The organism is Gordonia sp. J1A, from assembly GCF_055393515.1.
In genome coordinates this window covers 3,438,381-3,452,125 of the sequence record NZ_AP041607.1, presented here as the reverse complement: position 1 = coordinate 3,452,125, position 13,745 = coordinate 3,438,381, and the positions used below count along the sequence as shown (strand labels likewise).

The window sequence follows — 13,745 nt, the reverse complement described above, 5'->3', positions numbered from 1 at the left end:
ACGACCTGTGCCAGCTTTCACCGTCCGACGCGCCCAGATAACCGCGATCGTCACCGGCGCACTGGGCGTCCTCCTGGCTCTGGCCACCCCGCTGCTCCCGGTGAAGCAGACTGTCGCGGAAGTGAGCTGGCCGCAGCACGGCGTCGTGGAATCGGTCTCGGCACCGCTGTTCTCCTACGCACCGATCAACCTGAGCGTCGACATTCCGTGCTCCGCGGTCGGCTCCCTGCCCGCCGGAAAGACGGTGCTGTTCTCGACGACCTCGCCCTCTGCGCCGAAGGCCACCGACCGCGGACTGTTCGTGCGGGTCACCGGCTCGGAGAACCCCAGCGTGGAGGTCGTCACCCGGAACATTCCGATTCTGTCGGCACCGTTGTCGCAGGTGCGCTCCAGCGCATGCGAACAGATCCGGGTCCGCGCCACCTCCGACGAGGTCAGCGCGGCCTTCACCGGCCTGCGCACCGCATCCGGCGAGCCCCTCGAGGCCGCGACCGGATCCGGCAACATCCCCGGCGGCGACCAGCGTCCGCAGGTCACCGGGCTGTTCACCCAGCTCACCGGCCCGGCGTCGACGCTCGGCGGTCTCGATGCCCACATGGTGATCGATTCCCGCTACAGCACGGCGCCGACGATCACCAAGTGGATCGCCATCGTCGTCGGAGTGCTCTGCACGCTCATCTCGCTGGCCGCGCTGGCCCGGCTCGACGCCACCGACCGCCGCGGGCACCGCCGGATCTTCCCGGCACGCTGGTGGCGGCTGAACCCTCGCGACTACACCGTCATCGGGCTGCTGGCCGTCTGGCACATGATCGGGCCCAACACCTCCGACGACGGCTACCTCATGACGATGTCGAGGGTGGCCCAGAACAGCGACTACACCGCCAATTACTTCCGGTGGTTCGGCGCGCCCGAATCACCGTTCGGCTGGTACTACGAGGTCTTCGGTCTCCTCAGCCACGTGAGCGTCGCGAGCCCGTGGATGCGGCTGCCCGCCCTCGCCTGCGGGATCGTCAGCTGGCTCATCATCAGTCACGAGGTGATACCGCGGCTGGGACGCGCCGCACGCATCCGCCCCGCCGTGCCGTGGACCGCCGCCGCGGTCTTCCTGGTCGCCTGGTTCCCGTTCAACAACGGCCTGCGGCCCGAGCCCATCATCTGCCTCGGCGCCCTGCTGACCTGGTGTTCGGTGGAACGCGCCATCGCCACCGGCAGGCTGCTCCCCGCCGCGGTGGCCTGCGCGGCCGGCGCGTTCAGCATCGCGGCCGGGCCCACCGGCGTGCTCGCGATCGCGGCCCTCGTCGCAGGTGCGCGCCCGATGTTCCTGGCCCTGCGCCGCCGCGCGATCGAGGTCGCCGCGCTCACCGGCCGCGGCCGGTTCCAGGCCTACGCCGCACTGCTCGCGCCGATCGCCGCCGCGGGCACCTTCGTGATCTTCGTGGTCTTCTCCAATCTCACGCTGCGCGCGTTCAGCGAGGCGTCGAAGATGAAGACCGCGCTCGGACCGTCACTGAACTGGTACAACGAGATCGATCGCTACTCGTCGCTGTTCGCGTTCTCCGCCGACGGCGGCATCGCCCGGCGCTTCGCGGTTCTGGCGATGGTGCTCGGCATGACGGTCGCCGGAGCGGTCCTCATCCGCAAGTCACGCATTCCCGGAACCGCACTCGGACCCGCGCGGCGCATCGTCGGCATCACCTTCGGTTCACTGCTGTTCCTCATGTTCACGCCTACCAAGTGGACGCATCACTTCGGCGTGTTCGCCGGACTGGCTGCCGCACTGGCCGCCCTCGCCACCATCGCCGCGAGCAGTCAAGCCACCCATTCGCGCCGCAATCGGACGATCTTCGGTGCGCTGGTCCTGTTCGTCGCCGCGCTCGCGATGACTGCACCGAACTCGTACTACTACGCCTCGGCCTGGGGTATGCCGTGGGGCGTCTCGCAGGTCATGGTCGCCGGCGTCCCGCTCGGCGACATCCTGCTCTACGCGGCTCTGGCGCTGCTCTGCCTGGCGTTGTGGTTCCACTTCCGCGAACCGTTCACCGGCACCGATCCGCACCCGGCTTCGCCCGCTTATCCGTCACGGCTGCGCCGCTCGGCCGGCGCCGCGACCCACATGATCGCCGCCGCCCCGCTCGGGATCGTCGCGGGCGTCCTGGTGGTCTTCCTCATCGCGACCGCCGCGATGGCGGGAGTCCATCAGAGCGACTCCTTCTCGGTGCCGCGATCGAATTTCGCCGCCCTCGCCGGCCGTCCGTGTGCGATGGCCGACAAAGTCCTGGTGGAGACCGATCCGAGTCGCTTCCAGCTCACACCGGTCGACGCCTCGCTGGCCGACCCGCTCGCCGGGTCGCCGACGCACTCCGATTCCGACAACGGTCCGACCACCGGTTTCACGCCGGACGGCATCCCCGACGAGGTGGAGACGAAGGCCTCTTCGGGTTCGCTCGGAGTTCTGGCCCGGGACGCCGCCTACGACCCCGATCTGCTCATCGCGAACAGCGGGGGCACCGGCGGCGGCACCACCGAGACCGCGGGCGTCAACGGAAGCCACGCCCAGCTCCCGTTCGAGCTCGACCCCGCCCGCACGCCGGTGATGGGCAGCTACGACGCCGACGAGCAGACGCCGTCGTCGCTGACCTCGGGCTGGTACCGGCTGCCCGCCGACTACAAGAGCCGCCCGCTGATCACCCTGTCTGCCGCGGGCGTGTTCCCGTCGCGGAATCTGCGGCTGGAGTACACCGACGCCCGCCTGACGCCGGGGGTCAAGGACGATGCGATCGAGTCGACGGGCTCGATCGGCCTCATCGACCCCGGACCGCGGCCCTCGTGGCGGAACGTGCGGATCGACACCGCGTCGCTGCCCGACGATCTGACCGCGGTCCGCATCGTCGCCACCGACAACGACCTCGCGAAGGACCATTTCATCGTGGTCACGCCGCCGCGACTGCCGGAGATGACGACGCTGCAGCAGACCGTCGGCAGCTCCGACCCCACACACGTCGACTGGACCTCGGGTCTGGTGGTGCCGTGCCAGCGCCCGTTCGACTTCCATGCGGGCGTCGCCGAGATCCCCAAGTGGCGGGTCCGTCCCGGCGCCGACCTGGCCGCAGTGAGCGCATGGCAGGGAGCCCTGGGCGGCGGACCGCTCGGCTGGCTGGAGGTGTCGCAGCGCGCCGACACCGTCGCGACCTACCTGAGCGACGACATCGGCCGCGACTGGGGAGCTCTCGAACGCTATACGCCGTACGACGCCGCGGTGCCCGCCCAGATCGACTACAGCGAGAAGGTACGGAGCGGACTGTGGAGTCCCGCGCCGATCCGCTACTGACACCCGGAGCCGGATACGCGGGATCCTGACGAGACCAGAGGCGCCGAGAACAGAGGCGCCGAGAAGAGAGGTGACGAGGAACAGGCCACCACCGCACGGGACAAAGGGCGGATAACGGGCGGATGTGACGCCCCGCGGCACGTTTGGGCCGTTCCGAGCCCGGTCGACTAACGTCATAGGGCGTGCCAGACCCGACTCCCACTCCGCCGGACGCCGAGCCCGACCGTCCTTCGAGCCCGCTGACGGCGTCGACCGCGCGATGGGTCGCCATCGTGGCGGGCCTCATCGCCGTGGTGGCTGCGATCGTGACTCCGCTTCTGCCCGTGGCGACCACGTCGGCCACCATCTCTTGGCCGCAGGGACAGTCACTGAATCCCGACAACCCGTCTGTCGTCGCGCCGCTCATCGCGCAGACCGCCCAGGACGTCGACATCACCCTCGACTGCCGCGTCCTCGCGCAGCTACCCGCAGGCAAGACCACCGTGCTGTCGACGATGCCGCCCGGCGCGCAGAAGGCCGCGAGCAAGGCCCTCACGGTCACCGCTACCGATTCCGCGGTGTCGGTTCTGTTCCGCAGCAATCTGGCCGCAGTCGCCGATCGGGGCGAGATCGCCTCGGGTCGGTGCGAGCGTCTGCACATCTTCTCCTCCGCGACCGCGACGGGGGCGCAGTTCGTCGGTCTCGGTCCGGCGAAGATCCTCGAACCCGATACGCGCCCGCAGATCGACGGCCTGTTCACCTCGCTCACCGCCGCGCAGGTGAAGGCCGCGGGTGACGGAATCCGCTCCCGAATCGTCATCGACGACCGTTACGAGAGCCACGCCTCGGCGGCCAAGATCGCCGCGATGGTGATCGCCGTGCTCGCGACTCTCGTCGCGCTGTTCGCACTCTGGTGCCTCGACCGCATCCACGGCCACACCGGCGCCCTCATCGCACGAAGCGGCTCCCGGCTGTCGCGACTGCGTCCCAAGGTCTCCGACCTGGTCGTCAGCGGCGTGCTGCTGCTGTGGACCTTCCTCGGCGCCGGCGCTCCCGACGACGGTTACATCCTCAACATGGGCCGCACCGCGGGCGAGGCCGGCTACATGTCGAACTACTACCGGTTCTACGGCATCGCCGAGGCACCGTTCGACTGGTACTACAGTTTCCTCGCCCTCTGGGCGAAGGTCTCTCCGACCATCCTGTGGATGCACATTCCGCAGCTCGTCGCCGGCGTCGCGTCGTGGCTGATCCTCTCGCGCGTGGTGCTCCCCCACTTCGGCAAGGCCGTCGCGAGGAACGCATGGGCCGAGTGGACGGCCGGCGCGGTCTTCCTCGCCTTCTGGCTGCCCTTCTGCTCGGGTCTGCGCGGCGAGGCGATCATCGTCCTCGGTTCGCTGCTCACCTGGTGGGCCACCGAGTCGGCCATCACCCGCAGGCGGATCCTGCCCGCCGCACTCGCCGCGACCGTTGCCGGACTCACCCTCGCACTCGCGCCCCAGGGCGTGGTCGGTGTGGCGATCCTCCTCGTCGCCGCACGCCCGATGCTGCACGTTCTGATCGACCGCCGGCGCGAATCGGGACTGCTCGCACTCTTGGCTCCCATCGCCGCCGCCGGGACCGTCGTCGCCGTCGTCGTGTTCCGCGACCAGACGCTGATGACCGTGCTGGAGGCGATGAAGATCCGTTACCAGACGGGCCCCATCGTGCCGTGGCACCAGGAGTTCCTGCGCTATTATTTCCTGTCCGTCGGCACCCCCGACGGCGCGCTCGCCCGCCGGATCCCGGTACTGCTGACATTCGTCGCCGCGTTCCTGGTCGCCGCAGTGCTCCTGCGCCGAGGCGGCGTCAAGGGCGTCGCCACCTCGCCCGCTTGGCGGATGATCGGCGCTTTCGGCGTCACCCTGCTGCTGCTGTTCGGCACGCCCACCAAGTGGACGATCCAGTTCGGCGTGCTCACCGGTCTCGGATCGGCCCTCGCCGCGCTCGCGGCGATCGCGATCGCACAGAGCGGCGCCCGTTCGCTGCGGAATCTGTCCGCGCTGACCGCGGGACTGCTGTTCGCACTCGCCGCGGCGGCCGCGGGCACCAATGCTTGGCCGTACGCGTACAACCTGGGCATCCCGTGGTTCAACATCGCACCGGTGGCCGCCGGTTTCGAGGTCTCCACCATCCTGCTCGCGCTGGCCGTGGTGGCCGTCGCCGTCACCCTCTGGCTGCATCTGCGCAACGACTACGTCGCCAACAAGGGGCTCGCCCATCACGCCGAGGGCGTCCCGGACAGCCCCGCCGACAAGCGCCGGATCGCCCTCGCGTCCACGCCGCTCCTGGTGATCGCCTCCCTGATGGTGGTGGCCACCATCCTGGCCTTCGGCCGCGCCGTGGTCATCCGTCACCCGGCGATGACCGTGGCCTCCAACAACGTCGACGCGCTGACCGGGAACACCTGCGGTATGGCCGATCAGGTTCTCGCCGAACCCGATCCCAACGCGAACATGCTGACCCCGGCCGGTGGCGCGTCGCCGACCGCCGCGCTCACCGGCGCCGATCCGGTCGGGTTCACCCCGGACGGCATCCCCGACGACCTCTCTCCGGACACCCGCAGTTCCCGCGCCGGTCAGATGCACGTGGGCGGTTCCACCTCCAAGCCCTTCGCCATCATCGGCGGTCTCGGCGCCGGCACCACCGGAGGCGTCGGCCCGAAGACGGTGAACGGCTCGACGGCGCTGCTGCCCTTCGGTCTCGATCCGAAGACCACCCCGGTGCTGGGCAGCTACGGGTACAACGCCAACGCACACCTGACGACCGGCTGGTACGAGCTCCCGGCGCGCGACGCGTCGCCGCTGATCGCCTTCGCCACCGCGGGCGCGGTCTCGACCATCGACGCCGACGGCGTGCCGACCTTCGGACAGAAGCTGGTGGTCCAGTTCGGCAAGAAGGGCCCGGGCGGCTCGTTCGTGCAAGTGGGCCCGGAGGTCGTTCCGATCGATCCCGGACCGGTGATCCCCAACCGGCCGTGGCGCAACCTGCGCGTTCCGATGACGCAGGTGCCGCCGCAGGCCGAGGTGATGCGCCTGGTGCTGGCCGACACCAACCTGGGCCCGATGCAATTCATCGGCATCACGCCGCCGCGCGCCCCCAAGTTGCAGACCCTGCAGGAGCTGGTCGGCTCCACCGCACCGGTGCTGATCGATTTCCCGGTGGCCGCGCACTTCCCGTGCCAGCGACCCCTGGCGATCCGGCACGGTGTGGCCGAGGTCCCCGACTGGCGCATCCTGCCCGACTACGTGACGGCCAACTCCCAGTCGAAGACCTGGATGGCCGCCAATTCGGGCGGTCTGCTCGCCGTCACCGAGGGCACCACGTCGCAAGTCACCGTCCCGACGTATCTGCGCGACGACTGGCATCAGGACTGGGGCTCGCTGGAGAAGGAGTTCCCGCTCAGCCCGGGCGCGGTCCCCGCCGCCGTCGTCACCGATCCGGTGCGCACCTGGGGCTGGACGCGAACCGGGTCGATCCGGGTGGAGCCGAGTAAATGACCGAGCGTGACGGGAATGAAGAAACGGTGACCGTGAACGATTCTCCGCAGACCGCCGAGGCCGGAGCGACCGGCCGCCTGCGTCGGCTGAAGACGCGCGACTACCGCAACGCCAAGCTGGTCGCCGCGGTGGCCGGTCTGCTCGGCTTCGTGCTCGCGGCGCTGACGCCCATCCTGCCGATCGATCAGAAGACGTCGGAGCTGCACTGGCCGCAGAACGACGCGGTCACCAACGTCACCGCGCCGATGGTCTCGTACGTCCCGACCTCGATGGACGTCTCCGTGCCGTGTTCACTGGCCCGGAGTCTGCCCGCCGACGGCGGCGTCCTGATGTCGACCGTGCCCAGGCAGGGACGTCAGGCCACCGCGCGCGGGTTGTTCGTCCGCGCCACCGACAAGTCGATCAGCATGATCGTGCGCGACGTGGTGCTGCTCTCGACTGACCGCGCCGCGGCGCAGAGCGACCCCGGCTGCCGCTTCGTGATGACGGGCGACGGCGACGGCGTCACCGCATCGATCGAGGGTGTCGCGCCCGGCGACAGCACGTCTTACCGCACCGACGATCCGGACATGCGGCCGCAGATCCTCGGCGTGTTCTCCGATCTGCCCCGTGACGTCTCACGCGACGGTCTGTCGTTGAACGCGACCGTCGACACCCGCTTCATCAACTCCCCCACGCCGCTCAAGCTGGCGGCGATCATCGTCGGCATCATCGCGACACTGTTGTCGTTGCTGGCGCTCGGGGTGCTCGACGCACGGGACGGCCGCGGGCACAAGCGGTTCCTCCCCGCCGGATGGTTCACCATCCGAGGCCCCGACGTCGCCGTCTTCCTCGTCCTGGCCGTGTGGTGGCTGATCGGCGGCAACACCTCCGACGACGGCTACAACATCACCGTCGCCCGGATCACGAGCGAGGCCGGCTACGCCGACAACTACTTCCGGTACTTCGGCGTCCCGCAGGACCCGTTCGGCTGGCACTTCCAAGTCCTGTCGTGGATGACGCACATCTCGGTCGCCACTCCCTGGCTGCGTCTGCCGAGCCTGCTGCTCGGTCTGCTCGGCTGGTGGCTCATCAGCCGGGAGGTGATCCCCCGGCTGGGTCGGTCGGTGCGCAACAGTTCGGCGGCCGTCTGGACCGGCGCGATGGTGTTCCTCACCATCTGGATGCCGTACAACAACGGCATCCGCCCGGAACCGGCCGAAGCCGTGGGCGCGCTGCTGACCTGGTGCTGCGTGGAGCGCGCGATCGCCACTCGGCGGCTGCTGCCCTACGCGATCGCCGCGATCGCCGCGGCCTTCACTCTGGCTCTCGCGCCGGGCGGACTGATGGCGGCGGCCGCCCTGGTGGCGGGCCTGCGCGGGATCGTCAAGACGATCGTCGACCGGCGCAGGCGCGACGGACTGCTCCCGATGATCGCGCCGCTGCTGGCGGCGGGCACGGCCGTGCTGTTCATGATCTTCTACGCGCAGGCGCTCGCACCGCTGCTGGAGGGCAACAAGGTGGCGGGCGAGGTCGGCCCCACCGAACAGTGGTGGCAGGAACCGGTCCGCTACTACTACCTGATCCTGCAGACCGGCGACGGCACCTTCCCACGCCGCTTCGGCATCCTGATGATGATCCTGGCGCTGGTGATCGCGATCTTCCGGCTCGCGTCGAGGCGATCGCCGCAGGGCATCGCGCGGGCTCCGATGTGGAGGCTGGTCGCCGTCATCATCGGCACGATGTTCTTCACCTCCTTCACCCCGACCAAGTGGACGCACCATTTCGGCATCTACGCGGGTATCGGCGCGGCGCTCTGTGCGGGCGTGGCGGCGATGATGGCCCCGGCCCTGCTCCGTTCGCGGCGCAACCGCGCATTCTTCGCGTCGGCCGTGTTGCTGGTGACGGCGGTGTCGGCGGCGGGCACCAACATGTGGTGGTACGTCGGAAGCTACGGCGTTCCCTGGTGGGACCGCCCGGTGGCCCTGGGCGGGATCAAGCTGAGTTGGATCGTGCTCTTCTTCGCCGTTCTCACCGCCGCGGTGGGTCTGTGGTACCACTTCCGTGACGACTACGTCGACGACGCGACCCGCACCGGCACCGCCCGTACCGGCTTGGCTCGGTTCAAGTTCTCGCCGTTGCCGGTGATCGCCGGACTGCTGGTCGTCTTCATGCTCGGCTCCTTCGTCAAGGGCGCCTGGGTGCAGCGCGACAGCTGGTCGTGGGCCAAGTCGAATGTGCGCGCGCTCACCGGTGACGAGTGCGGGTTGGCCAACGACGTCCTCGTCGAGGACGATCCGAATGCCGCGATTCTGCATCCGGCGGCCGTCGACGGACATCCCGCGCCGACGCCGCGCGCGGCCCTCTCAGGCCAGAACGTCGGCTTCACTCGAGACGGCATCCCGGCCGGAACGTTCATCGATCCGCTGGAGGAGAAGGACGGAACCGACGAGGACACCGATCCGGCGACCGCACCCCCGACCGCCGGGGGCGGCGCCGCGACCGCGGACACCGCCGACAACGGCACGGACGACACCGAGCAGAATCCGGTGGGCGCCGAGCCGACGGCACCCACCAGCGCCGTCCGGCTGCCCTACGGCCTCGATCCGGCCACCACCCCGGTGCTCGGCAGCTACGGCTCGCCGGGTGTCAACTCGGTGACCACCGACTGGTACGACCTCGGCTTCGAGGCGGGCCGCGCCCCGGCCGACAAACCCCTGCTGACCGTCGCCGCGGCGGGTTCGATCGAGGCGGTGAACGGCCTGGGCGCCCTCACCCCCGGACGGAAACTGACCGCACAGTTCGGCCGCCGGGAGGCGAACGGCCGGGTGACCCCGCTGGGCCGGGCGCTGACGCCGGTGGACGCGATGGAGCAGAAGTACTGGCGCAACATGCGGTTCGCGTTCGCCGACGCACCGCCGCGCGCCGATGTGGTCCGGCTCAGCGTGCTCGACGACGCCGCCGCGGTCAACGAATGGGTGGCGTTCACGCCGCCGCGCGTGCCCGCACTGCGCACCCTGAACGACGTCGTCGGGCGGACCGACCCGGTGTTCATCGACTGGATGCCGGGACTGGTGTTCCCGTGCCAGCGGCCGATGGCCGTCAGCTACGGAATCCTCGAGATCCCGGACTGGCGCATCATGCCCGACGCCGACGCCACCAAGCGCAACAGCCAGACCTGGTCGGCGGGCGTCAACGGCGGTCCGCTCGGCATCACCGACGGACTGCTCAAGGGCACGCTGGTGCCGACGTACCTGCGCAACAACTGGGGCCGCGACTGGGGCGGCCTGGAACGGTACGCGATGGTGGTCGACGCCGAGCCCGCCGAGATGGTTCACGGGTCGCATCAGGTGAGCGGACTGTACAACCCCGCGCCGATGCGCTCGAAGGGCTACTGAGGCTCCGCTCGGGAGAGGGGTGAGCAGCGGATCGGACCGGCTGCCGCGGGCCGCGGCGTTCTCAGTCGATCCGCAGCTCACCCATCTCGTCCCAGCCGTCGCCGTCGACCTGACGGGAGACGATCCTCGGGGTCGAGACGAGGTGCGGGCGCATCGCCTCCAATCCCGCGGCGAAGTGGTCGCTGGAGACGTGCGGGCCCGCTCCCTCGTCGGTGAAGGCCTCGACGAGCACGTACTCCGACGGATCGTCCAGGCTGCGCGACCACTCGAACCACAGGTTCCCCGGCTCGGCTCGCGTGGCCGCGGTGAATTCGGCCACCACGTCCGGGAACCGGTCGACGCTGTCGGGCTTGACCTGGAATTTGACGACGATGAAGTACATGCGGGTCCTGTCTGGAGTTGGGACGATTGCCGATCCCATTATCGGTCGTCCCGCCCGTACCGGCCACGGATCGCGGCGCCCGGCGGTCAACGGCAGTCGGTGCGCTTCTCGTGCCGGGCCGAGGTGAACAGGTCGATCGCGTCAATCGTCATGAGGGCGTTCCTTCCAGTCTCTTCTCGTTCGTATCGCCCTTCTCGTTCGCATCGCTGCGGTCACGCGCCGCGGCCTCCACGAGCGGCGTGACGGTGCGCGTCCGCCGAGGCGTGCGGCGCGGCAAGAGCACGATCGCCGCCACTGCCGCCAGGGCGAACAACCCGGCGGCCACCGCCAGCCCCAGGGCGTAGCCGCCACTCACCGCCACGGGGTCGACCGACGTCCCCGATCGGTGCGCTGCGATGGTGGCGAGGGCTGCCACTCCGACTGCACCGCCCAGTTGCCTGGAACTGTTCATGAGTCCGGAGGCCATGCCCGCCTCGTGCGGAGCGACGCCGGTGGTCGCGGCGGTCGCGACCGGCGCCAGGACCAGGCCGACACCGACGCTGGTGAGGATCGACGGGCCGAGCACATCGACCATGAAGCTGCCACCTGGATCGATCGTGGCGAACCAGCAGAGTCCGGCCGCCGCCACCACTGCCCCCGGCACCAGCGCGGTTCGCGGCGAGTGCGCCGCCGTGATGCGGACGGCGACGACGGTCCCGGCGATCAGTCCGGCCGTGAAGGGCAGGAACGCCACTCCTGTGGTCCCCGCGCTCAGGCCGAGGATGTTCTGCATGTACAGCGATACGAGATAGAACGCCGCGAACTGCCCGGCAGCTGCCAGGAAGACGATGATGTTCGCGCCCGAGACCCACCGGTCGGCGAGCAGACCCGGACGCAGCAGCGGTGCGGCAGACTTCGCCTCGATCACGATCAGACCCGCCAGGAGCAGCCCCGCGGTGGCCAGCGTCGCGATCGTGATCGCTGATCCCCAGCCGACGGTGTCGGCGCGCACGACGCCGAGCACCAGAAGTACGGCAACGGCGGTCGCGGCGAGCGCGCCCGGCCAATCGAGCCGCTGACCCCGTGCGGACGATTCTCCGGCAGGCACCCCGAGCGGGATGAGCGCGAGCGCCGTCATCACGATCGGAATGTTGACCAGCATGACCCAGCGCCAGCCGGCGTACTCGGTCAAGAGTCCGCCCGCGAGCACCCCCAGCGCGCCGCCGGCCGCATTGACCGCACTCCAGACCCCGAGGGCCCGCACCCGGGCCCCGCCCTCGGGAAACGTAGCGGTGAGCATCGCCAGTGCCGACGGTGCCACCGCCGCGGCACCGAGGCCCTGACCGGCACGGGCCGCGATCAACTGCCACGGCGCGTGCGCCGCGCCGCCGGCAAGGGAGCAGACGCCGAACACGATCAGTCCCGCGACGAAGACCCGGCGGCGGCCGTAGAGGTCGCAGGCGCGTCCGCCCAGCAGCAACAGTCCGCCGAAGACCAGGGCATACACGTGCACCACCCACGACAGATCGAGCGGAGCGAAACCCAGGTCGAGCCCGATGGTCGGGAGCGCGACGGTGACGACGGACATGTCCAGAGCGACGATGAACTGAGCGAAGCAGGCCGCGGCGAGCACCACCGTCGGCTTCCCGATCCTGTTTTTGTACATGTATAAAAACTAACGGCGCGCCCCTCGATTGTCGACCCCTGAGGAATGATGAGGGGCATGGCGCAACCTTCAGTTCCCCGAAAGAGCACAGGCAGGCCACCACGGATATCGCTCTCGGAGATCCTGGACGCGGCGCGCCGCATCGTCGACGAAGACGGTGTGGACCGCCTGACGATGCGGCGGCTGGCGTCGGAGATGGGAAGCGCGCCGATGGCGGTCTACCACCACGTCCGGAACAAGGACGAGTTGCTGGTGATGCTGTTGGACGACTACGCCGCGCAGAACCTGCGGCGATTCGAACCGCCGGAGCGGGCGCGCGATCGCGTCCTGTCCGGGGCCGACGCGATCCACGAGGCCCTCGTCGGCTGCCCGTGGATCGTGGAAGTGCTGACCGCCGACGATCTGCTCTCGACCTCGGCTCTCTGGTTCGTCGAACAGATCGTCGACGGTCTCGTGCAGGCCGGCCTGACGCTCGATCAAGCCGTCCGCGGGTATCGGTCGATCTGGTACTACACGGCGGGTGAGATCGTCGTGAAGACCACCGCGGCGCGCCGGCGGTCGGACGACCGCCGCACCACCTTCCGCGATCAGGTCTTCGCCGACCTCGATCGCAGCGAACTACCGAGACTCGCACAGGCCGCCGACCGCTGGGCGTCACTCACTTCGGCTGACACGTATCGCGAGGGCCTGGCCGCGCTGGTCGACGGGCTGCTTCAGTCGGTGCAGTCCCAGACGTAAGCCCCACCTCACCCGACGGCGGTCCCGACCAGCGAACCGATGCCGTATGTCACCGCCATCGCAATGCCGCCACCGATCACCATCCGCAGTGTCGGCCGCCACGGCGACGACTTGCCGAGGTACGCACCGAGGACCCCGGTGGCCGCCAGTGCCACAAGCACCGCGACCACCGCCACAGGGATGCGCCACTGTGCGGGCGGTACCAGGATCGCGATCAGCGGAAGCAGTGCTCCCACGGTGAACGACACCGCCGATGAGAACGCGGCCTGCCACGGGTTGGTGAGTTCGTGCGGATCGATTCCGAGTTCGGCCTCAGCGTGGGCGGCGAAGGCGTCCCGGTCGCTCAGCTCGGCGGCGGCCCGCCGCGCCGTCTCCGGTGACATGCCCTTCTTCTCGTAGATGCCCGCCAGTTCCTCGAGTTCTTCTTCGGGCTGGTTCCGCAGCTCCCATTTCTCCTTCGCGAGCATCGCCGCCTCGGTGTCGCGCTGCGTGCTCACCGACACGTACTCCCCCAGCGCCATCGACACCGCGCCCGCCGCGAGGCCCGCGATCCCCGCGGTGAAGATCGGACCGCGGTCGGCGGTCGCCGCGGCCACGCCGACGACGATGCCCGCCGTCGAGACGATGCCGTCGTTGGCGCCCAGGACTCCGGCGCGCAACCAGTTGAGCCGGCTCGCCAGCGCGCCGGTGTGGGGCTCGTCGGCATGCCCGCCGTCGGGCGTCGGCCTCGTCTCCGTCGTCATGAATCCATGGTCGC

General features: G+C 69.6%; 7 protein-coding genes. 4 read left to right on the top strand and 3 right to left on the bottom strand.

The genetic code is table 11. From position 1 onward, the window contains the following. Positions 1-7 precede the first annotated feature (7 nt). The 3 genes from ACZ5QD_RS16010 (at position 8) to ACZ5QD_RS16000 (ending at position 10,223) form a co-directional block, all read left to right on the top strand. Positions 8-3,328, top strand: coding sequence for an arabinosyltransferase domain-containing protein (locus tag ACZ5QD_RS16010; RefSeq protein WP_464366934.1), 3,321 nt, complete (start codon positions 8-10; stop codon positions 3,326-3,328). A 182-nt stretch (positions 3,329-3,510) separates the two neighbouring features. After that, positions 3,511-6,846, top strand: a complete 3,336-nt coding sequence (locus ACZ5QD_RS16005; protein WP_464366933.1) for an arabinosyltransferase domain-containing protein — start codon at positions 3,511-3,513, stop codon at positions 6,844-6,846. Next, positions 6,843-10,223 (top strand): arabinosyltransferase domain-containing protein, encoded by a 3,381-nt coding sequence (locus tag ACZ5QD_RS16000; protein WP_464366932.1) that lies wholly within the window; start codon positions 6,843-6,845, stop codon positions 10,221-10,223. Before ACZ5QD_RS16005 ends, ACZ5QD_RS16000 begins: the two co-directional genes overlap by 4 nt. Before the next feature lie 61 nt (positions 10,224-10,284). Here the strand turns inward: ACZ5QD_RS16000 and ACZ5QD_RS15995 are convergent, their stop codons facing one another. After that, the gene (locus ACZ5QD_RS15995; RefSeq protein ID WP_346077398.1) at positions 10,285-10,605 is read right to left on the bottom strand and encodes a putative quinol monooxygenase; all 321 of its coding nucleotides are present in this window, start codon (positions 10,603-10,605) and stop codon (positions 10,285-10,287) included. 148 nt (positions 10,606-10,753) lie between these two features. Next, entirely contained in the window at positions 10,754-12,250 is a 1,497-nt protein-coding gene (locus ACZ5QD_RS15990; protein WP_464366931.1) for an MFS transporter, read from the bottom strand. 57 nt (positions 12,251-12,307) lie between these two features. Here ACZ5QD_RS15990 and ACZ5QD_RS15985 point away from each other — a divergent pair, with 57 nt between their 5' ends. Beyond that, positions 12,308-12,988, top strand: a complete 681-nt coding sequence (locus tag ACZ5QD_RS15985; RefSeq protein ID WP_278125778.1) for a TetR/AcrR family transcriptional regulator — start codon at positions 12,308-12,310, stop codon at positions 12,986-12,988. An 8-nt stretch (positions 12,989-12,996) separates the two neighbouring features. Here the strand turns inward: ACZ5QD_RS15985 and ACZ5QD_RS15980 are convergent, their stop codons facing one another. Then, complete coding sequence (locus ACZ5QD_RS15980; protein WP_006897116.1) at positions 12,997-13,731, bottom strand: VIT1/CCC1 transporter family protein; 735 nt, start codon at positions 13,729-13,731, stop codon at positions 12,997-12,999. Positions 13,732-13,745: the final 14 nt, after the last annotated feature.